Here is a 22287-nt window from a genome sequence, read left to right on the forward strand (position 1 = left end):
TGCGCGTTTAGTATTAGCTCTGCAATAATTGCTGCTGCAATAGCTGGACTTCATCACGTATACTCGCGGCTTTCTCGAACTCCAACTCACGCGCATACTGCATCATCTGAGCCTCCAGTTGCTTAATCTGCTCTGTGAGCTCTGTCACACTCTGACCCTGTTTGACAACCGCCGGCTGTTTCGCCGCTTTGGAAATCTTCGCAGCTTGTTCCGGCGACACTTCTTCACCTAAGTCCATTACATCAGTGATCTTTTTAACCAAAGCTTGTGGCTTCAGGCCATGCTTTTCATTATAAGCATGTTGAATAGCACGACGTCGTTCCGTTTCATCAATTGCCTGTCGCATAGATTTGGTTACCACGTCACCATACAAGATCGCTTTACCGTTAATATGTCGCGCAGCCCGACCAATCGTCTGGATCAGAGAGCGGGTCGAGCGTAAAAAGCCCTCTTTATCTGCATCCAGGATCGCCACCAAAGATACTTCGGGCATATCCAGGCCCTCTCTCAGCAAGTTAATACCGACCAACACATCAAAGACACCTTTACGTAAATCACGAATAATCTCCATACGCTCCACGGTATCTATGTCCGAGTGTAAATAACGTACCCGGACATCATGATCATTGAGGTAGTCAGTCAAATCTTCCGCCATACGCTTGGTCAAGGTTGTAACCAGGACTCGTTCCTGCAATTCAACCCGCCGATAGATTTCCGAGAGCAGATCGTCAACCTGAGTCGCAACAGGGCGCACTTCCAATATAGGATCGAGTAATCCTGTCGGACGGATCACCTGCTCTGCCACTTCCCCGCTCGAGCGCTCGATTTCATAATCACCCGGCGTCGCCGAAACATAAATCGTTTGCGGTGCGATTGCCTCAAACTCTTCGAATTTGAGAGGCCGGTTATCCATGGCAGAAGGCAATCTGAAACCATATTCAACCAGGTTTTCTTTACGGCTGCGATCTCCCTTATACATGGCACCTATCTGTGACACCGTGACATGAGACTCATCAATGATCATTAGTGCGTCGTCTGGTAAATAATCCAGTAAGGTTGGCGGCGGCTCGCCGGGTGCTCGCCCAGATAAATAACGACTATAATTCTCAATGCCTGAGCAATAACCAAGCTCGGTCATCATCTCAATATCATATTGCGTGCGCTGAGCAACCCGCTGCTCCTCTACCAGCCGGTTATCGGTCAGCAATTTATTGCGACGCTCTTTAAGTTCCAGTTTGATTTTCTCAATCGCATCTAAGATTTTCTCGCGCGGCGTGACGTAGTGAGTTTTTGGGTAAATCGTGGCACGCACTAAGTGCTTTTCAACCGCTCCGGTGAGCGGGTCAAACATGCTGATCCGTTCAATTTCTTCATCGAACATTTCCACCCGGATCGCATAGGTATCTGATTCTGCTGGGAAGATGTCAATGACTTCTCCCCTGACCCGATACGTACCACGGCTAAAATCCATGTCGTTACGGGTATATTGAAGCTCCGCCAAACGTCGCAACATAGCTCGTTGCTCCATAGTTTCACCCACTTTAAGCAACAGCATCATTTTCATGTAAGAGTCAGGGTCGCCCAAACCATAAATCGCAGAAACCGAAGCAACAATGATCGTATCCCGACGCTCCAACAAGGCTTTTGTTGCAGACAAACGCATCTGCTCGATATGTTCATTAATTGAAGCGTCTTTTTCTATAAACGTATCACTGGCTACAACATAGGCTTCAGGCTGATAATAATCATAATAAGAGACAAAATACTCCACCGCATTGTTGGGGAAAAACTCTTTCATCTCACCATACAACTGCGCCGCGAGGGTTTTGTTGTGCGCCATAATAATGGTTGGCCGGTTCAAGTTATGAATAATATTGGCCATGGTAAAGGTTTTACCTGTACCAGTTGCACCCAGCAAGGTCTGATGTGCCAGACCTGCTTCTAAGCCATCACACAACTGTGCAATGGCTGTAGGCTGATCACCATTGGGTGAAAACTCGGAAACCAGGTCAAATACATCACTCATACTGTTTTCTCCAGAGGTTGACTCACTCGCATCGCATTAAGGGTGCTTGTAAACCATTTATACGCCAGTATTGCCGTGAAAAGGTTACCAACTGCAGCACCGATAAACAGCCCCTGAATACCCGCAAAATGTGACCCCAGGTAGGCACAAGGCACATAAAAGACAAACAGACGGACTATGCTCAATACTAATGCCCGCATTGGCTTATGTAATGCGTTAAATGACGAGTTAGTGAGAATGATCACCCCTTGCAAACCATAACTCAGTGGCAAGGTATAGATAAATAGTTTAATAATGTCGATTACCTGAGGCTCATCACCAAATGCCTGACTAATCCAGTGTGAAGATGCAATAAGCAAGATGTAGATAGCAAATTGCCATGCCATCACAAATTTCAAAGTAGTCTGATAAGCATCTTCAACACGCTGATATTTCTGAGCACCAAAATTCTGACTGACGAACGGAGGTAAGGTCATAGACAGCGCCAATACTACGAGACTGGCAATAGACTCTATACGGCTGCCCACACCAAAAGCCGCCACAGCTTCAGCACCATAAGTGGCGATAATTGCGGTCATGACTGCCATGGCGATTGGCGTGAGCATATTTGCTCCGGCGGCTGGCAAGCCAATCTTGAGTATTTTACTAGTCGCCTGGAAGATGCTCTGCTGTGGGCTGGAGAATTGTAGTAAGCGCTTCTTAACAGTCAGTAAGTATAAAATAAATACAACGCCAACGCTCCAGGCTATCACACTGGCTATCGCTGCACCTTTCACTCCTAGCTCAGGAAATGGGCCGTAGCCAAAAATAAGCAAAGGGTCCAGGATCGCATTAATAAGTCCACCCAATCCCATAATCAGGCTTGGCGTCTTTGTATCACCACTGGCCCTGAGAATAGAGTTGCCTATCATCGGCATAATCAAGAATACAGCCCCTGCAAACCAAATCGAAATATAGTCATAGATATAAGGCATGGTTTGCGGACTTGCGCCCAGTAATGTGAATATAGGCTCAATTAACACATAACCAATGGCCGACAAAACAGCAACCATCACCGCGGAGACTAATAAAGCGACAAACCCATCAAACTTAGCTTCATCCATATTATTAGCACCCAGAGCTTTAGCAATGACCGCCGACGTACCAATACCAAGTCCGATTGCAAGACTGATGACAGTAAAGGTAACAGGGAAAGTAAAGCTGACTGCTGCAAGCGGCTCAGTACCTAGCAAACTAATGAAAAAGGTATCAATTAAGTTAAAACTCATCAGAGTGATCATGCCAAAAATCATGGGGACGGTCATACGTCTTAGCGTTAGGGCGATTGACCCATTGAGAATATCACTACCTGGACTTGATTGACGAACTTCGGACATAGTTTGCTTTACCTCATGTAGAAGCGGGTATTCTAATGGATCACCCTCTGTGATGCACTCAATTAAACAGCCATTTATATGTAGATACGATACGTACAACCTGCCTATATAGATGTCATACCTTGTTGCATTTTGCTTCTATCTCAATGTGCTTGTACTAAATTGGCCATACACGGACCCATAACAAAGAAAGTAAGTTATGCCTCGATGCTGACCACGCCCGGATAGGGCAATAAAATTGTTTTATTGGGGTATTTCACATCAACTCAAACTTATTTAGGAAAAAGTCGGTTTTTTATCGCACCAGGACTTGATTCGGGTCACTTTTTGCACATTGTTGGTGCTGATACGAAATAAATCCGTCATATTTTGCATTTCTCATTCCAGATTGACGCAATTTATATAAGCCACTGAATAATAATAACAAAATATTTTTCACCAAAACCCTTGCATCGTCGCTATACCCCGGAATAACTGGCTTTGTAAGACTTTTTAAAGTTTAATAAACAATGTTATCCACAGATTCCGTGGATAACTTATCACAGCCTTTAAAAATAAAGGCCTAGCCTACGATCCAGACAAAGGATCGCAACATATACGATGATCCTGCCACTAACGGGCTGGGATCAAGTAACAATTCAAAGCAAGATCGCACTCCTTTAGACCAATATTAGAATATTGCAAATTTGAGGCGACACGAGCAAAAAACACTTAAACCATTGACTATTAAGGGGTTTGTATTTTTCACAACATTTATATGCAATAATTCTGTATATATTGAGTAATTTTTGTGCAATAAATTCCAATTATACTGGATTGTTATTCGATCATTTCTAAGATCTTTTCCGGATCTCACAGTGTCACAATTATTGATCCCAACTAAAGTGTAAAAAAAACTCTCTTCGAACAAAAATAAGACATAAACACCAAAAATTAGACATTTTGTGATCGAGCCGAATTCCCCGCTCAGGATTCCTGGTCGCTCTTAAGAGCATCAAGAGGCCTATCAGGCAGCTAAAAAAGGGGCAAATCGCGCATTAATTCAACGAACGGACTGCTTTTTTACAATTCAATGATTTTTATTGTTGACACCTTGCCTAGCGGTCATTAATATTTCGCCCCGTTGAGAGACATGCTTCCCCCTTAGCTCAGTTGGTTAGAGCGACGGACTGTTAATCCGCAGGTCCCCCGTTCGAGTCGGGGAGGGGGAGCCAATCTTTCAATGGAAACGATTCCCCCTTAGCTCAGTTGGTTAGAGCGACGGACTGTTAATCCGCAGGTCCCCCGTTCGAGTCGGGGAGGGGGAGCCAATTTTTATAGGCTTATCGTTTCTACTCTAAGAAGTTCCCCCTTAGCTCAGTTGGTTAGAGCGACGGACTGTTAATCCGCAGGTCCCCCGTTCGAGTCGGGGAGGGGGAGCCATTTAGAGTAAATTCATATTTGTTCCCCCTTAGCTCAGTTGGTTAGAGCGACGGACTGTTAATCCGCAGGTCCCCCGTTCGAGTCGGGGAGGGGGAGCCAACCTACTTCACTCCTACATTTTCTTTTTTCACCTTTTATTTCCTTGTATATCTTTTGGCAATTGTTCGAATATATTAGACTTTTTCCAATGAATGCTCTACCCTACAGGCATTCTAGGCGGCTATTTCACTCCTCAAAAAGCTGCTGATGCAAGTCAGTCGACGAATGGAATTTAATCCCAATTTCAGGTAGATGAATAACAATGGCAGGTTTTAAAAAACTCATATTTCTCCAGCTCATTTCCTGGATTGTTTTTTCTGCGCTTGGTAGCTTCTTGATCGCAAGCAGCTTTGATAATGCCGTCAGCAGAGCCCAGCAAAATGCACAGAGCATGGTGAGTAATTACATCCAGGAAAAAACCATGGCGGATGTCACGCCTGAGCACATACGCTTATCTTTGGGTAGTGGCAACGTATTTTCTTCTTTTATTGTCCGCGACTTTGCCGGGCAAACCGTTTTGAACATCAATACTCAAGGTGAAATGCCTGTACTGGCGGGTATCATCGCAGATGCGATGAACTCCATCCGGCCGCAATTTGCAGTCAATAAGAGTAAAGACATAAAAATAGAGTTTCTGATCAATGTAGAGAGTCAAGCTGAACTGCTACAGCAAGCATTGATTTTTATGATCATCATCTCAGCACTGATGGCCTTTTTCCCTATTTTTTATATGAAGACCATTTATCGCAAGCTAAATCGCAATGTTAGCATGACGGTTGCCGATGCAGTGGACATCTACATCACACAAAACCAAGTGTCTGAAAGCATAGATCAGGATTTCAATACCAATAAAGTGGCTGATCTGGGCGCTGAGCTGGCCCCCTCATTCAACCGACTTGCCCACTTTCTTAAAAGCAAACAGGAAGACATTAAGTCGGCTGCTCAGTCAATAAAGCAAGAAGCTTATAAAGATGTGGTGACCGGTCTTGGCAACCGTAATATGTTTGTTGAATATTACGAACACCAGATTGAGTCTGCCACTGATAAAAGCTTTGGTTCACTTGCCATGGTTCGTTGTAGCGAATTGCAAATGATTAACCAGACCCGGGGGTATCAAAAAGGCGATCTATATATCAAAGGGATTGCTGACATCGTTAAGCACGTTAGTGGTACCTATACGGGCAGTCAGGTGTTCCGTCTCAACAGCTCCGACTTTGCCGTTATCTTACCGAATATTCCGTCAAAAGAAGCAGAACGATTTGGTGAAACCCTGCAAGCCAGATTCACTCAATATCAGCAAAACCAAGAGCTAAGTTCGGTTGCCAACACAGGTATTGTGCCTTACGAATCAGGTAAGCCATTAGGCGAGTTACTATCTGTTGTGGATAACGCCATGAGTATGGCACAGAGCAAGCAAGCCAATGCCTGGCACCTGCAGCGAGAAACAGACCTGGTTAATAATGTCGGCGCCGGATTTGGTAACCAGAACTGGCGACGTGTTATCCGTGAAGTCATTGAAAGCCGTCGGGTTATGCTGATGATGCAAAACATCATGCCGATCGGAAAAAATGTTAAAGCCTATGCTGAAATTCAGGCCCGATTTAAAACCGAAGACGGACAAATGCTGCCAACGGCTTCTTTTCTGGCAATGGCCGAAAAATTGGAAATGGCAGTAGAGATTGATCAGCTTATCATTGATACCTCAATCGAGATGATTAAATCCCGTAATTTCAATGAAAAGTTCTTTGGTATTAATGTCACAGCGTCCAGCGCCCACAGTGATCAGTTTGTTATCTGGCTTGAACGCCGTCTGCTAAAAGAGGCTAATCTGGCGTCGAAACTCATCTTTGAAGTCAGTGAATTCGGTTTGCAACAAAACATAAAAGCCAGTAAACGCTTTATTGATATGGTACACCGGGTTGGCGCCCGTATTACAGTTGAGCGTTTCGGTGTTGGGCTCACCTCCTTTAAGTTCTTCCGCGATCTGAAACCAGACTTTATCAAGATGGATGCAAGCTACACGCGTGGCCTTGAAGAAGATAAAAACAACCAATACTTCATGCGTCTGATGGTCGACCTTGCCCACCGAATTGGTGTCAGTGTGTTTGCAGAAGGGGTCGAAAGTCAGGAAGAAAAGCACATCGTTGAGACCTTATGCCTGGATGGCGTTCAGGGTTACTACATCGAAAAGCCAAAAGAAATTTAATACTCTGATGACAATAGGGCAAGCCTATTGCCCTATTGTCAACTTTAATAGCCATTTTTAACAAACTTTCCCCCTTAACACCTGGCTAAATACTGTGATCTCCGGCCCGAAATTGTTAGAATTCTCAGTCTATTCTGGTTCTCTGTAAATTCATTCACACTAAGGGGCAAGCATGACAGAGTATATTCTGTTGCTTATTGGCACAGTGTTGGTAAATAACTTTGTATTGGTGCAATTCCTCGGTTTGTGCCCATTTATGGGTGTGTCGGGCAAACTTGAAACAGCCATCGGCATGTCACTTGCGACCACCTTTGTACTGACATTGGCATCCGTCACCAGTTATTTAGTTAATCAGTACATTTTGCTTCCCCTGGATCTCACTTTTCTGCGCACGATGAGCTTTATTTTGGTGATTGCTGTGGTTGTGCAATTCACAGAGATGGTCGTACGCAAGACCAGCCCAACCTTATATCGGCTACTCGGTATATTTTTACCTCTGATCACCACCAACTGTGCGGTGTTAGGGGTCGCACTACTTAACATCAAAAATGACCACACTTTTATCGGTTCGGCGGTGTATGGCTTTGGTGCTGCTGTAGGCTTTTCATTGGTGCTGGTTTTATTTGCCGCATTGCGAGAACGTCTCGCTGTAGCAGATGTGCCTACGCCGTTTAAGGGCGCATCCATCGCGATGATCACAGCCGGACTGATGTCACTGGCCTTTATGGGTTTTTCTGGATTGGTGAAGTTCTGAGATGACACTGTTTTTTTACGCACTTATCGCCATCGGTGCTCTGGCGCTGGTATTTGGCCTTATCCTCGGCTACGCAGCCGTAAAATATCGAGTTGAAAGCAACCCCATTGTTGATCAGGTGGATGCCATCTTGCCACAAACACAATGTGGTCAATGTGGCTATCCAGGTTGTCGCCCTTATGCAGAAGCTATTGCGAATGGCGATGATGTCAATAAGTGCCCGCCAGGCGGTGAAGCAACGGTTAAAAAGCTCGCTGATTTAATGGGCGTTGAAGCTAAACCGCTTGCAGGTGGTGAGGAAGCCGAACCCATTAAAAAGGTCGCCTATATTCGCGAAGATGAATGCATTGGCTGCACTAAGTGTATCCAGGCCTGCCCAGTTGATGCCATTGTTGGCGCAACCCGCCAGATGCACACCGTCATTGCCGATGAGTGTACTGGCTGCGACCTGTGTGTTGACCCCTGCCCTGTCGATTGTATTGATATGATCCCGGTGGCACAAACCGTACAAACCTGGAAATGGCAAATTGATGCTATTCCTGTAAAGCAAATCGACTAAGAGGTTTAAGTGGAAACTTTACTTGAACAAATTGAACACGGTAAATTGTGGCAATTTCCCGGTGGCATTCATCCGCCGGAGCAAAAATCTGTGTCAAATCAGGCGAGTATTGGTCGTATTCCCCTGCCCGACTATCTGGTGCTACCTCTGAAACAACACATAGGTGCCAATGGCCAGTTACTGGTCAATAAAGGAGATACCGTACTTAAAGGCCAGGCATTAACCCGCCCGGGTGCAAACTGGTCATTACCGGTGCATGCCCCGACGTCCGGTGTGATCAGTGATATTAAACCAATGCCTTCAGCGCACCCTTCTGCGCTACCAGAGCTAAGTATTGTCCTCACTCCAGATGGCGAGGACTGCTGGTGTGAGCTTAACCCGGTGGCAGACTATACGCAGTTAGACAATCAGACCTTAATCGACATTATTCACCATGCCGGTATTGCCGGAATGGGTGGTGCAGGTTTCCCAACCTATGTAAAAGCCGACAGCGCCAAGCATAAACCCATCGAGTTTTTAGTGGTCAATGGCGTGGAATGTGAGCCGTATATCACCGCCGATGATCTGTTGATGCGCGAACATGCCGAGCAAATTGTGCAGGGTATCGAGATTATGCAGCATCTGCTTAATCCAGAATATGTTTTGGTCGGTATCGAAACTAATAAACCCGAAGCCATCGAGGCAATGACAGCTGCCGCAGCACACAACAGTAAGATTCTCATCCGTAGTCTGCCTGTTAAATATCCTTCAGGTGGTGAAAAGCAGTTAATACAAGTACTTACCTCGAAGGAGGTCCCCAGTGGCGGGATCCCTGCTGATGTCGGTGTTCTGGTGCAGAATGTCGGCACTTTGTTTGCTGTCAGCGAAGCCGTGTCTAAAGGAAAACCTCTGATTGAGCGTGTTGTGACCGTGACTGGCAACACCATCCAGACTCCGCAAAATGTCTGGGCCTTGCTGGGCACTGAGATTAAGCACTTACTTACTTGTCAAGGCTTTGACCCCGTAACTGAGCAACGCGTCATCATGGGTGGGCCTATGATGGGCTTTACTTTACCAACGGTACGGATCCCAGTGGTAAAAACCACCAACTGTATTCTGGCCCCGGATAATCAGGAGCTTGCCGTTGCAGGCCCCGAGCAAGCTTGTATTCGCTGTAGTGCTTGTGCTGACGCCTGTCCACAAACGCTGCTGCCGCAGCAGCTGCAGTGGTTTGCCAAAGGTAAAGAGTACGACAAACTCGAAGAGCACAACCTGTTTGACTGCATTGAATGTGGCGCCTGTGCCTATGTCTGTCCAAGTGAAATTCCACTGGTACAATATTATCGGGTTGCCAAAGCCGAGATCCGTGAACAGAAGCTCGAAAAAGTAAAAGCTGAACGGGCTAAAGAACGCTTTGAAGCACGTAAAGAGCGACTGGAACGCGATCAGGAAGAACGCCAAAATCGTCACAAACGGCCAGCACGCAGCACCCCTCGAAATACCGAGCAACAAGACAAAGTCAGTGCAGCAATGGAACGCGTTAAACAGAAAAAAGACAGTCAGTCGGCAGTGCAGGCCGCCATCGAACGAGCTAAGGCCAAAAAAGCCGCCGATGGCACATTGGAACCAGATAATTCAGAGGTCGCGCTGGAGCGCGCTAAGCGAAAAGAAAAAGCGCGTCAGTATAAAGCAGAAAAAGACGCCCAGGCTTCACCTGAAATGCATGCGGGTGGAGAAGGATCACGCAAAGATGCCGTTGCTGCCGCAATAGCACGCGCCAAGGCCAAAAAAGCGGCCCAACAAAGTGATACAGCTGAACCGAAAACAGCAACCGACGACCCGCGTAAAGCAGCTGTCGCTGCCGCAATAGCTCGTGCTAAAGCCAAAAAAGCGGCGCAACAGGATGATCAACCAGCGCAACAACAAAGCGACGAGGCAGACAGCGATCCGCGCAAAGCCGCTGTTGCAGCTGCCATTGCCCGTGCTAAGGCTAAGAAAGCCGCCAAAGAGGCCGAGCAACAAACAGACGCAGAGCCTGCAGAGACTGACGCTGCACCGGAAGATCCTCGCAAGGCCGCTGTTGCCGCGGCCATTGCCCGCGCCAAGGCTAAGAAAGCCGCCAAAGAGGCCGAGCAACAAACAGACGCAGAGCCTGCAGAGACTGACGCTGAACCGGAAGATCCTCGCAAGGCCGCCGTTGCCGCTGCCATTGCCCGTGCCAAGGCTAAGAAAGCCGCCAAAGAGGCCGAGCAACAAGCAGACTCTGAGCCTGCTGAGATTGACGCTGAACCGGAAGATCCTCGCAAGGCCGCCGTTGCTGCTGCCATTGCCCGTGCCAAGGCTAAGAAAGCCGCAAAAGAGGCCGAGCAACAAGCAGACTCTGAGCCTGCTGAGATTGACGCTGAACCGGAAGACCCTCGCAAAGCCGCCAAAGAAGCCGAGCAGCAAGCAGACGCAGAGCCTGCTGAGATTGACGCTGAACCGGAAGACCCTCGCAAGGCCGCCGTTGCCGCTGCCATTGCCCGTGCCAAGGCTAAGAAAGCCGCAAAAGAGGCCCAGCAACAAGCAGACTCAGAGCCTGCTGAGATTGACGCTGCACCGGAAGATCCTCGTAAGGCCGCCGTTGCCGCTGCCATTGCCCGTGCTAAGGCAAAAAAAGCCGCAAAAGAGGCCGAGCAACAAGCAGACGCAGAACCGGCCGATTCAGCGCCCGAAAATGAAGCGCCCCTGAGCGCGGAAGAAAAACGTCAAGCGGCAATTAAAGCCGCCGTGGCACGCGCAAAAGCGAAAAAGCAGGCCGCCGCCAAAGACCAAGAAGGAAATGATCTGTCATGAAATTAACCATGGCTTCATCGCCCCACAATCACAGCCATAAAACACTTAGCCGTCTGATGCTGACAGTGCTCGCTGCGTGTGTCCCAGGCATTTTAGTGCAAAGTTACTTTTTCGGTCCTGGTACCCTACTCCAGCTACTACTGGCGTTGCTGACTGTCAGCGCGACCGAAGCCGCTATGGTGAAACTACGTGGTCGCCCTGTTTGGCCAACACTCAGTGATGGCAGTGCCTGGCTGACCGCAGTGCTGCTCGCGGTGAGTATTCCACCTTTGGCCCCCTGGTGGGTCACTGTAATTGGCTGTGTATTTGCCATTGCCATAGTCAAGCAGCTCTATGGGGGTCTGGGCTTTAACCTGTTCAACCCCGCGATGGCTGCATACGTTTTACTGCTAATCTCATTTCCGGTACAGATGACCAGCTGGACACCAATCATAGACATACAAGCAACACCGCTGTCTGTACTTGACCAATTGGCACTCATTTTTACTGAACAAACTCTTGCAGGAGTGCCGCTTGCGGAAGCACGCCAGGTCATTGATGGTACGACCTCAGCAACCCCGCTTGATCATGTCAAAACGGCCGTATCGCAAAATTTGACTGTCTCAGAAGCCACTGATAGTGCCGCGTTCGGGGAATATGCAGGACAAGGCTGGCAGTGGGTTAACCTGGCTTACTTGTTAGGCGGTTTGTACCTGCTAAAAGCCAAAATCATTAACTGGCATATCCCGGTGGCGTTTATTGTGACCCTGGCAATATGCAGCGGCCTGGGGTTTGCACTGTCTCCGGCAACGCAAGCAGGTACCCTGTTCCACCTGCTGAGCGGCGCAACTATGCTGGGCGCCTTTTTTATTGCCACCGATCCGGTGTCAGCCAGTACCACCAACCGCGGCCGTCTGATCTATGGCGCACTGATTGGGCTACTGGTTTATCTTATTCGTCATTTTGGTGGCTATCCGGACGCCGTTGCCTTTGCCGTTTTGATCATGAACATGGCGGTGCCTTTGATTGATTACTATACGCAGCCTCGTACTTACGGGCATGGAGCAAGCTCATGATCCTGTCATCAATGAAGAAAAATGGCCTTATTCTGACCGCCTTTGCACTAGCGACCACAGGTAGCGTCGCACTGGTACAAACCTTTACGGCGCCAGAAATTGCCAAACAGGAACAACGTCACCTGATGCGCGTCCTCACTCAGGTCATTCCACAGGCGCAATACGATAACGAGCTCTACCTAGACTGCACGGTAAGCAGTGCGCCGGAGCTGGGTCCTAACGGACCACATGTCATCTACCGAGCGCGTCTGCAAGATACCCCTGTCGCCCTGCTGGTACAACATATTACACCGCGTGGCTACAGCGGCAATATCGACATTCTGAGCGCAGTCTACAACAATGGTGAGATAGCCGGCGTACGCGTCACGCGCCATGAAGAAACCCCCGGTCTTGGCGATAAAGTCGAACTGGCAAAGTCTGACTGGATAACCCGTTTCAGTGGAACGGCCGTAACTCAAGAAAAAGACCCGGCTTTTAATGTCCAAAAAGATGGCGGGCAGTTTGATCAATTCACCGGTGCGACTATCACACCACGCGCCGTCGTTCAGAGTGTTAATGCCGCAGCCTGGTATGCCCGCAGCAATTTTGACACACTCTTTGCAGCGCCAAACCACTGTCAGGAGGCCATCGATGAGTGAATTTAAACAACTCGCCCACGAGGGGATGTGGAAAAACAACCCCGCACTCGTGCAGCTGCTGGGCCTGTGTCCGTTGCTGGCCGTCACCAGCACCATCACCAATGCTTTGGGCTTGGGGCTAGCCACTTTACTGGTACTGGTTGGCTCCAATGTCACAGTCTCAATTGTGCGAAACTGGGTCCCCAAAGACATCCGGATCCCGGTCTTTGTGATGATCATTGCCGCCTTCGTGACTATCGTACAACTACTCATGAACGCATACACGTTCGGTCTGTATCAGTCATTGGGGATTTTTATTCCGCTTATCGTCACCAACTGTGCCATCATTGGCCGTGCCGAAGCATATGCCTCTAAAAATACCCCCCTACTTTCGGCATGGGATGGCATTATGATGGGATTGGGCTTTGGTGCTGTGCTAGTGTTACTTGGCGCCATGCGCGAGTTAATTGGCCAGGGCACCCTGTTTGATGGTGCAAACCTGTTACTGGGCGACTGGGCTACGGCACTGCGGATCGAAGTCATCGAGTTCGACAGTCAATTTCTGGTGGCCATTTTACCGCCCGGCGCATTTTTAGGACTCGGTTTAATCATTGCAGCTAAGAATTATGTCGATGCCCGCAAAGAAGCCCAGGCTGAACCTGTCGGCAACCCTGAAAAGGCGCCACGAGCCAGGGTCACCAGCTTAGATTAATTCGTTGCGGGAAAGCCGTCACTTTCCCGCTCAACACCGATAAAATCAACAGCACAACCATACAGCAAGTAAGTCAGTACTATGAATAAAGCAAAACGACTCGAAATTCTCACCCGTCTGCGGGATGACAACCCTAACCCGGAGACTGAACTGGAATACACCTCGCCATTCGAGCTGCTGGTCGCCGTCACTTTGTCAGCTCAGGCCACTGATGTGAGTGTCAACAAAGCCACTCGTAAGCTGTTTCCCGTGGCTAACACACCACAGGCGATTATCGACCTGGGTGTCGACGGCCTGAGGGACTACATCAAAACCATCGGCTTATTTAACTCTAAAGCAAATAACGTCTACAAGATGTGTCATATTCTGATGGAACAGCATGGCGGTGAAGTCCCGGAGAACCGAGAGGCTCTTGAAGCCCTGCCTGGCGTCGGTCGTAAAACCGCTAACGTGGTGCTTAATTGTGCTTTCGGCTGGCCCACCATTGCTGTTGATACACACATTTTCCGTGTATCAAACCGCACTAAATTTGCCATGGGTAAAGATGTGGTCGCAGTTGAAGAAAAACTAGAAAAGGTGGTGCCCAAAGAGTTTAAAGTGGACGTTCACCACTGGCTGATTTTACTCGGTCGCTACGTGTGTACCGCACGCAAGCCTAAATGTGGCAGCTGTATCATCGAAGATTTGTGCGAGTTTAAAGAGAAAACAGAGTAAACACCTTGGTGCACAGTGGGCGCAACTCAAAGCCCACCACGCATCACTGCCACCCACATTATTCGCTGTTTGCTGGTCGCCTGATCATCATTAGTCTTTTAAGCAACACACTGCTGCCCAGCACATCTGTGATTTGATTGTACCAGTTGGTGAACAAGACCCGGATCACCCAGTAGAAAAGTACACCTATCATCAGATATATCAGCGCATTACTGTCTATGAAATCCGGCCAACTGTCTGATGTATTGGCTGAGAAAGACATCACCGCACCTAATAACGCAAAACACGCTCTCCACGTATGCCTGACCATGCGATGCTTGCCGCTGAGTCCACCACTCAATATCATTTTGGCATCTAGACACGCAGCCATCGCGGCAATCACCGCATGAAGGGTAAATATGATTTTGAATGTTGCCGAAAGCTCGGTGGCAGTATAAACGAAGTAAAACAAGTCAAAGCTGATGTAGATGATCACCAGCATTGCAATGAACTCAAAAGCGCCCACTGAACGCTCTTTTCTCAACACAACCGCCCAGGCTGTTGAGCCATAGTACAAGGTCAGTAACGCCATCGTCAGGCCGCCATTAAACAGTGCGGCACTGCCCGCCATAATTAACATAGAAAAGAAAAATAGATTTCCGGACCATCTGTGTCTGGCCGTTCCTTTGGCAAAACTCAATGCGCCTATGCCAAACAACAATAAAAATGACCCAGCAATAATATGCAACGTCAGCATGTCGCCTCCTTGTTATATCTGATATCTGTGAGCATTGCTTTTGTACACCGTTGCTCGCCAAAGTCAGGAGTTATCCAAGCCTTCCCTGACTGAAATTTACACTAACAAGACGCGTGTTAATTTAGTACATCAATTGAACGATAAATCCAAATGAAGTGTTACAAACCATTACATTTATGTCGTGGCTGACCAATTTGGTTGAGCAGCATGCCTGCGTTACCTTTAGAACAAGTGTTACAAACTCCATATATTCAGTGTCTTATTCACATGCTAAGCTCACATTATTAAGCAACGGATTGGTTATTCTCTGATGACGCTACCGCAACTACTCACGGCCCTGGTGCCCATCCTTAGCGTGTTTCTCTTGCTGGTGTTATTTAGGTTACCTGCGAGGCAAGCTATGCCGTTTAGTTTGCTGCTTAGCGCTTTATCCGCTTATTTGGTCTGGCAAGTCCCCTGGCAACAAATCTCAGCCGCCGCACTGGAGGGCTTGATCATCGCACTGACCATAATATGGATTGTTTTCGGGGCAATCTTTTTACTCAAGGTGCTACAACACACCGGGGCTGTCCTCACCATTAAACACGGGTTCGCCCGGATCAGTCCCGACAAACGAGTACAGCTGATTATCATTGCCTGGTTATTTGGCAGCTTTCTGGAGGGGGCAGCCGGATTTGGTACACCCGCAGCCATCGCAGCGCCATTGCTGGTTGCCCTGGGGTTTACGCCGCTGAGCGCGGTTGTACTGGCACTGGTGGCAGACTCCAGTGCGGTCTCATTTGGTGCCGTTGGTACACCAGCGATTGTCGGAATTGGTCAGGGTGCAGCAAATATCGACTACTCACAGGTTAAGCACATTGCTTTAACCGCCATTGGTATTGATATTATTGTTGCAGCCCTGCTACCGTTGATTTTAGTTATGCTGTATTGTCGCTTTTTCAGCAATGCCCCTAGCTGGCGATCCGGATTTGCGATGGCGCCTTTTGCCGTATTCAGTGCGCTGGCTTTTACCCTGCCCGCGTATGGCGTCGCCTGGTTACTGGGACCAGAATTTCCCTCTGTGCTGGGCGCCATGGCAGGATTAGCGATTGTCTGCCCCTTAGCGCAAAAAGGGTTTCTATTGCCTAAACCCGAAAACACAACAATATCAACGACGTCGAATACTGACACTCCTTCATTGAGCCTGATCAGAGCCTGGTTGCCCTATGTATTAGTTGCCGCATTGCTCGTGCTAACCCGGATCCCCTCATTGCCGTTCAAAGCAATACTTCAAAGCGTTCAGTTTGAATGGATCCATATCCTGGGATCCGCCATTTCAGTTAATGTCATGCCTATGTATCTGCCAGGCAGTGTGTTTGTCGTAACCGCGCTTTTTGCATTGCGGTTGCAAGGCGGCACGATGTCACACTTTCGTCTTGCCCTGCAAAACAGTACCAGTATGTTATTGCCCTCGGTCATCGCATTGGGCGCAGCCGTGCCTATGGTACGCATCTTTCTTCACTCAGAAATAAATGATGCAGACCTGCCTGCCATGCCGATGGCACTGGCTGAATCTGTCGCGTTACACTTGAGTGACTTTTGGTTATTGATTGCGCCCCTGGTGGGTGCATTAGGGGCGTTTATCGCGGGCTCGGCAACCTTTTCTAATCTGATGTTTGCCAGCTTTCAGCAAGCATTGGCAACAGAAGCCGGGCTGGATATGCAGCTGGTACTGGCCCTACAAATGCTCGGCGCGAATGGCGGCAATATGATTGCGGTGGTGAATGTGGTAGCAGCCGCCAGTGTCGTCGGCCTGCATGGTAAAGAGGGTGATATTATTCGTTACACCCTGGTTCCCATGCTCTATTACTGTCTGACGTCCAGCCTGGTTGCCTGGCTGATTTTTATTTAGTGCTCCCAGGAAGGGAAAGGATCCGGCAGCATTTTCCACACTTGCTGGCCTTTTAGTACGTCTTCTTCACTCAGCAAACACGCGTTCAGGCGGCGGATAATGTCTTCTTTATCCAGCCCCTGACCAATAAACACTAATTCCTGTCGCATGTCACCAAAAGGCTCAACCCAGTGCGCTTCAATGGCAGCAATATATTCCGGGTCTTCTGGCCACTGATCTCGTGGCACGGCTTTCCAAAATAACCCTGCCGCGCCGTGTCTGGCGATCCCTCCAGCCTGACTCCAGCTACCGGCAAAGTGAGGCCGGGTTGCCAGCCAGAAAAATCCCTTTGAGCGAATAAGCTTACCGGCCAGCTCGTCACAGTGTAAGAAGTCATAGAACTTTTCCGGATGGAAGGGTCTTCTGGCACAAAAAGTAAAACTGCTGATGCCAAACTCTTCCGTTTCCGGAATGTGCTCGCCCCTGAGCTCTTTGAGCCAGCCGGGCGCCTGCTGGGCTTTTTCAAAACTGAACTTTTTGGTATTTAACACCTGCGTCAGAGGGACCTTGCCATGTGCCATGGGTATTTGCTCTGCATCGGTATTAAGTGTACGCAGAATGCTCTGCAAACGTTTAAGCTCAGTATCTGAGATCAAATCTGTTTTGCTGATCAGCAATACATCGGCAAATTCAACCTGTTCAACAAGTAAATCGGCCACACTACGCTCATCTTCCTCACCTAAGCTCTCACCGACATCCTGCAACGCCTCGGCCCGATCGTAGTCTTTCAGAAAGTTCACCGCATCCACTACTGTGACCATAGTATCCAAAGTGGCGATGTCAGATAAACTTACCCCCTGCTCATCTGCAAAAGTAAAGGTTTCAGCTACGGGCAATGGCTCAGAAATACCGGTTGATTCAATCACCAGGTAATCATATTTACCCGACTTCGCCAGCCGGTCAACCTCTTCAAGCAGGTCTTCTCTGAGTGTGCAACAAATGCATCCATTACTCATCTCAACCAATTTTTCCTCGGCCCGATTGAGACTCACTTCATTTTGAACCGTGGCAGCATCAATGTTGATTTCGCTCATATCATTGACAATAACGGCCACTTTTAGCCCCTCACGGTTACTTAGAATATGGTTCAGCACCGTGGTTTTTCCTGCCCCTAGAAAACCTGACAACACGGTTACGGGCAATAAATTTAATGTATTTAACTTAGCCATTGCTTGATTACCTTACACAGTTTTTGACGGTAGATTGTGTGGGTTCAAGTTCTGTCAGACATCTCTGTCTTTAACGTACATGTGCTCCTTCAGTTCAGAGCACAGTTTTACGTCAGCGCATAATTCAGCAGTGGGTCTTGCCAGCAAGCGGGCAATGCCGATCGGCTCACCCGTTTCCTGACAATAGCCGTACTCATTGAGCCGGATCCGCTCCAGTGCCTGCTGGATTTTAGGTAACAGCTTCTGCTCACGGTCAACAATGCGCATCAGGATCATACATTGCTCTTCCCATGATGCTCTGTCACTCAAATCAACCAATTCAGGCGGATCCATTATTTGTGCTTTGGTATCGCGAATACGCGCTCTGGTAGAGTCATGTAACTCAACCAGATATTGTCTGAAAAATGCCAATTGTTCGGCATTCATATAATCGGATTCAGGTGCAGCCAGAATTTGCTCCGTTGTGAGCGTTGAGGGAGTGGAATTAAGTGCTTGCATATCAGGCGCCTTGTCAGAACATTGAACTTGACAATGTTATATTATAACAAAATAATATTTAAAAGGATCACCCGATAAAATTTATTTGCGATGCCATATTGCCTGAGTAAGTTAGTAGAGCTTTGCGCTACAAGCCAGGATAAGATCAGTCAATATTTAGTTTATTCGTCAAAGACATATGGTAATTTAGCAAAGTTATTTTTGCCTGTATCACCGCGCTTTCTTCCTCTGTGAACTGGCTCAACACTTGTTGCAGCTGGGCTCTGTCTGAACTCATTGTGGCCAGCGCCTCTAGCACGCTTAAACGCACCAGTTCACTCTCATTGTCGCTGGCTGTTGCGATCAGAGCCTGTATCTGGCTGAGACGCTCAGTACTTACCTCAATCTGTTCGACATTTTGTGCCATTAAGTGAATCGCAAAACTCTGAAATAACTCACCTTTGTACTGGCTTTGTGTCATTAAGTCCGCGAAAAAGTACTGAGATACTAGCTGTGGCATTTCTTCGAGATAGTGTTCTATTTCATCAAACTGTGTGTATATATCCGCGCTTGAAACGCGAAAGTCTGTCAGCAAATGCTGTTCAATGAGCCTGGCAATATCCTGACTTGCATAATCCGCTAAGTCTGGGTACACATGACTGTCTAAGCCTATGTCCTGTGCTATCGCTAGTAAAGCAGCCTTGTCAGTGCTGGCCTGCTTCGGCATGCGCCCGCTATTACGTGTAGATGCTGTTGTGGTGTTTGCCTGTTCTTTCGGTCTCCCCTTTACCTCGCTCAAAAGCGGGGTACCTGTCTCAAAATGAGGTGCTGATTGTACAGCCGGGTGCTCAGCGTTACCGGCATGCGCGCCGCTCCCCGGGGAGGGTTGATACAGTGACATCGCCGCTATCAGAAAACCGAGCATAAAGCACAAGATGTTGATCAGTAGGTATTTAGCTTTCATGCTACATCCCAATACCAGTTAGCAGACTGACCTGAAACGGTCAGCCTGCCTGATTATATTAGTGGATATCGAAGCGTACGCCCTGACAGCCATTGTTGTGATAGGCCGTTCCCGCGCTCTTAATAGACCAGAAGATCTCTCCGCGCGTTGAATTCGCATTGGTTGGTGTGAATGTACGTTTGCACGTTTTAGTTTTTTTGTTGTCCCAAACAGGCTTGCCATGCTTGAGTTTAACGAAGGTATAGTCCAGTTCCATTTTATACTCTTCGTTGATGTTCGCACTCAGATCTGGATAAAAGCCGTGACCATAACCCGATGTCAAGTTTTGCTTTCTTTTTTCACGAAACACAACTGTATTATCACTAATACGCTTGATCTTTAGCTCAACCGTGGTCACTGTGTAGCCGCCACGATTGCAGTAAAAAATCATGGATTGATTACCACGGGTCGTATTTGCCCAGTTATAAGGCGCAACGTCTCGCCAGATCTCGCAATCTTGCTTTTTACCGGAGAAGTAACCTCCATCGACTCCTGCTACGCTCACCTGCGTGTTCGCCAGTGTCATGATCAGTGCTGCGACACCCATTTTTGAGGCTTTCTGTAACTTGCTCATTTGTTATCCCTATGTGTGATTTATATACGCATATCAATGTCAAAATCTGTGATTTGGACATATAAAGTTGCTATTCTAAATAATACCAGCAAGAGATTGCTTATTCACATTTTCTTAATTTTTTTAATTGCTGAGTCTCAACAGAAACTGATCAACCAATGCAGCTTGATCGGCCAGCGCTTGCTCTGTATTTTTCATCGCTGCAGTGGTGGTGTCTGCACTTTGCATTGAGGCATTCGCAAGCCCGGAGATATTCACGGCTTTGTCGTTGATCTCATTACTAGCACCCGACATTTGGTCAGTCGCAGTGGCTATTTCGTAATTCAGTGCAGAAATATCTTTTACCATATGCTCTATCGAGGCCAGGTTTTCTCTTGTTTGCTCAGCTTGAGCCACACATTCAGTCGACTTCTCAACCCCATTTTGAATCGCCGCTACCGCGCGCTCAGCCCGTTGTTTGAGCCCAGCGACTATATCATCAATCTCTCTGGTCGAATCCTGAGTTCGTTGTGCCAATGCCCTTACTTCATCAGCCACCACGGCAAAACCTCGGCCCTGCTCACCAGCCCTGGCTGCTTCTATTGCCGCATTCAAAGCTAGCAAATTAGTCTGCTCCGAAATATCGCGTATCACATCAACCACTCCCCCAATATGCACGGTTTGTTCATTTAGCTCAGCAATATCACGCTGAGTGCGGCTCAACTCTTCACATAAAGCATGGTTTGTTTGCATGCTGGCCTGCACCACAGAGTTCGAATCCAATACTGAGCGCAACGCCCCTTCAGAGCGGTTCGCTGCATCACTGGTATTGCCTGCAATATCAGAAATCGCAGCGGTCATTTCGTTCATCGCTGTCGCCAAAGAACCAGTCTGACTTTGTTGCTCCTGTAATAGCTCGGTATTGCTGTGGCATTCTGACACGGTTGCTTGTGCATGCTGGTCAACAAGCTGACTGGCATCCTGTACTCTGCCCAGCACGGCGCGTAGCTCAGAGCCGCGTGCCAGCAACGCTAGCTCAATGGCCGCGACATCATTCACTTTATTGAGGTAGATTTTTTGCATCAGGGGATTGTCGTAAACTTGTTTGGCTTTTTGACTCAAACGACGCACCGGTGACAGCCTTTGATAAGTCAGCGTAAGTACGCCAACAAGCAATAAAGTCTCCAGGATGTAGTTCCATGGTGCAGGTAAGCTGGTAAAAATCATGCTCAATATATAAGACACCAATAGGATCAACATCATTTGAGCTGACAAAGACATAGATGAACGCGTCAATTTTGCCGCATCAACCCCCTTATCAAGTTGCTGGTAGATGTTTTCAGCTCGTTTCACCACTTTCCGTTCGGGCTTGGTTCGCACGGATTGATACTCGGCAGTTTGACCAAGCTCATCATTGATTGGCGTCACATAAGCATTGACCCAGTAATGGTCTCCATTTTTACAGCGATTTTTTACTATGCCCATCCAGGGCTTGCCTGACCCGATGAATTGCCAGAGATCTTTAAATGCGGCTTTGGGCATAGTTGGGTGACGTACCAGGTTATGTGGCTGCCCTTCCAGCTCATCTAATGCGAAGCCAGCAACATCACAAAAGCTCTGGTTCGCGTATGTGATCCGCCCTTTTGTATCTGTGGTAGATAAGAGGTTATAAGAGACCGGATAATCATTTTCTTTATCCGTATAATCGGTACACCTTTTGGCCATGATACTCACCTAAAAAACGCGATACTAACCCATTTTTCTTAGGTGAGCTTGTTAATAAAGCCTTAACTTTGTTTTAAATCAAATAATTCAAGTAAATGAAATATATGAAAAAATTCATCAGAATATTGAAAATAACAAAACAGAGGAGGATAAATCTAATAGGAAAACTATGAGGATATATTTCAAAAAAGAATGATATTGCTAAGAAGAATGGCGTCCCCTAGGGGATTCGAACCCCTGTTACCGCCGTGAAAGGGCGGTGTCCTAGGCCTCTAGACGAAGGGGACGCAGGCATTGTTCCTGTGTCACTAGGACTGGTTATTTAGACTCTTACCATACGAGTATTTTACTTACCGAAGTAAGTGGCGTCCCCTAGGGGATTCGAACCCCTGTTACCGCC

General features: G+C 47.8%; 17 protein-coding genes and 5 tRNA genes. 13 read left to right on the forward strand and 9 right to left on the reverse strand.

Going from position 1 to position 22287, the window contains the following annotated elements; all coding sequences use genetic code 11:
* Window positions 1–13: 13 nt before the first annotated feature.
* Together uvrB and MHN31_RS22350 are read right to left on the reverse strand one after the other, a co-directional pair.
* Window positions 14–2026 carry an excinuclease ABC subunit UvrB gene (gene uvrB / locus MHN31_RS22345; RefSeq protein ID WP_194868833.1) on the reverse strand — a complete coding sequence of 671 codons (2013 nt, stop codon included), beginning with the start codon at window positions 2024–2026 and terminating at the stop codon, window positions 14–16.
* Window positions 2023–3402, reverse strand: coding sequence for an MATE family efflux transporter (locus MHN31_RS22350; protein WP_125564469.1), 1380 nt, complete (start codon window positions 3400–3402; stop codon window positions 2023–2025). Before MHN31_RS22350 ends, uvrB begins: the two co-directional genes overlap by 4 nt.
* A gap of 1137 nt (window positions 3403–4539) precedes the next feature.
* Between MHN31_RS22350 and MHN31_RS22355 the strand changes: the two genes are divergently transcribed.
* From MHN31_RS22355 to nth, 12 genes are all read left to right on the forward strand, one after another.
* A tRNA-Asn gene (locus MHN31_RS22355) sits at window positions 4540–4616 on the forward strand.
* Window positions 4617–4635: 19 nt separating this feature from the next.
* A tRNA-Asn gene (locus tag MHN31_RS22360) sits at window positions 4636–4712 on the forward strand.
* A gap of 35 nt (window positions 4713–4747) precedes the next feature.
* A tRNA-Asn gene (locus MHN31_RS22365) sits at window positions 4748–4824 on the forward strand.
* A gap of 22 nt (window positions 4825–4846) precedes the next feature.
* Window positions 4847–4923, forward strand: a tRNA-Asn gene (locus tag MHN31_RS22370).
* A 202-nt stretch (window positions 4924–5125) separates the two neighbouring features.
* Window positions 5126–7069 (forward strand): EAL domain-containing protein, encoded by a 1944-nt coding sequence (locus MHN31_RS22375; protein ID WP_125564468.1) that lies wholly within the window; start codon window positions 5126–5128, stop codon window positions 7067–7069.
* A 172-nt stretch (window positions 7070–7241) separates the two neighbouring features.
* Window positions 7242–7823: an electron transport complex subunit RsxA gene (gene rsxA / locus MHN31_RS22380; RefSeq protein WP_049865909.1), complete on the forward strand. Its 582-nt coding sequence runs from the start codon at window positions 7242–7244 to the stop codon at window positions 7821–7823.
* Between the two features lies 1 nt (window position 7824).
* Window positions 7825–8382: an electron transport complex subunit RsxB gene (rsxB, locus tag MHN31_RS22385; protein ID WP_010386489.1), complete on the forward strand. Its 558-nt coding sequence runs from the start codon at window positions 7825–7827 to the stop codon at window positions 8380–8382.
* Between the two features lie 9 nt (window positions 8383–8391).
* Window positions 8392–11196 carry an electron transport complex subunit RsxC gene (rsxC, locus tag MHN31_RS22390; RefSeq protein ID WP_239445359.1) on the forward strand — a complete coding sequence of 935 codons (2805 nt, stop codon included), beginning with the start codon at window positions 8392–8394 and terminating at the stop codon, window positions 11194–11196.
* Window positions 11193–12251, forward strand: coding sequence for an electron transport complex subunit RsxD (rsxD, locus tag MHN31_RS22395; RefSeq protein WP_138539617.1), 1059 nt, complete (start codon window positions 11193–11195; stop codon window positions 12249–12251). Before rsxC ends, rsxD begins: the two co-directional genes overlap by 4 nt.
* A complete protein-coding gene (rsxG, locus tag MHN31_RS22400; RefSeq protein ID WP_125564464.1) occupies window positions 12248–12889 on the forward strand; it encodes an electron transport complex subunit RsxG in 642 nt (213 codons plus the stop codon). The genes rsxD and rsxG overlap by 4 nt, the downstream gene beginning before the upstream one ends.
* On the forward strand, window positions 12882–13580 hold the full coding sequence (locus MHN31_RS22405; protein ID WP_125564462.1) for an electron transport complex subunit E: 699 nt from the start codon (window positions 12882–12884) through the stop codon (window positions 13578–13580). The genes rsxG and MHN31_RS22405 overlap by 8 nt, the downstream gene beginning before the upstream one ends.
* A gap of 81 nt (window positions 13581–13661) precedes the next feature.
* Window positions 13662–14294 carry an endonuclease III gene (nth, locus tag MHN31_RS22410; protein ID WP_239445360.1) on the forward strand — a complete coding sequence of 211 codons (633 nt, stop codon included), beginning with the start codon at window positions 13662–13664 and terminating at the stop codon, window positions 14292–14294.
* Window positions 14295–14352: 58 nt separating this feature from the next.
* Here nth and MHN31_RS22415 read toward each other — a convergent pair whose 3' ends face one another.
* Window positions 14353–15030: a hypothetical protein gene (locus MHN31_RS22415; protein ID WP_239445361.1), complete on the reverse strand. Its 678-nt coding sequence runs from the start codon at window positions 15028–15030 to the stop codon at window positions 14353–14355.
* 310 nt (window positions 15031–15340) lie between these two features.
* Between MHN31_RS22415 and MHN31_RS22420 the strand changes: the two genes are divergently transcribed.
* Entirely contained in the window at window positions 15341–16921 is a 1581-nt protein-coding gene (locus MHN31_RS22420) for an L-lactate permease (protein WP_239445362.1), read from the forward strand.
* Here the strand turns inward: MHN31_RS22420 and zigA are convergent.
* From zigA to MHN31_RS22450, 6 genes are all read right to left on the reverse strand, one after another.
* On the reverse strand, window positions 16918–18129 hold the full coding sequence (zigA, locus tag MHN31_RS22425; RefSeq protein WP_239445363.1) for a zinc metallochaperone GTPase ZigA: 1212 nt from the start codon (window positions 18127–18129) through the stop codon (window positions 16918–16920). The genes MHN31_RS22420 and zigA overlap by 4 nt on opposite strands.
* A 54-nt stretch (window positions 18130–18183) precedes the next feature.
* The gene (locus MHN31_RS22430) at window positions 18184–18627 is read right to left on the reverse strand and encodes a TraR/DksA C4-type zinc finger protein (protein WP_239445364.1); all 444 of its coding nucleotides are present in this window, start codon (window positions 18625–18627) and stop codon (window positions 18184–18186) included.
* Between the two features lie 145 nt (window positions 18628–18772).
* Window positions 18773–19570: a hypothetical protein gene (locus tag MHN31_RS22435; protein ID WP_239445365.1), complete on the reverse strand. Its 798-nt coding sequence runs from the start codon at window positions 19568–19570 to the stop codon at window positions 18773–18775.
* A 58-nt stretch (window positions 19571–19628) separates the two neighbouring features.
* Window positions 19629–20183: a hypothetical protein gene (locus MHN31_RS22440; RefSeq protein WP_125564448.1), complete on the reverse strand. Its 555-nt coding sequence runs from the start codon at window positions 20181–20183 to the stop codon at window positions 19629–19631.
* A 123-nt stretch (window positions 20184–20306) separates the two neighbouring features.
* Window positions 20307–21887, reverse strand: coding sequence for a PAS domain-containing methyl-accepting chemotaxis protein (locus tag MHN31_RS22445; RefSeq protein WP_194868535.1), 1581 nt, complete (start codon window positions 21885–21887; stop codon window positions 20307–20309).
* A 211-nt stretch (window positions 21888–22098) separates the two neighbouring features.
* Window positions 22099–22174 (reverse strand) — tRNA-Glu (locus MHN31_RS22450).
* Window positions 22175–22287: the final 113 nt, after the last annotated feature.

Origin of the sequence: Pseudoalteromonas sp. McH1-42, from assembly GCF_022347845.1 — a bacterium.
Lineage (GTDB): Bacteria > Pseudomonadota > Gammaproteobacteria > Enterobacterales > Alteromonadaceae > Pseudoalteromonas > Pseudoalteromonas rubra_D.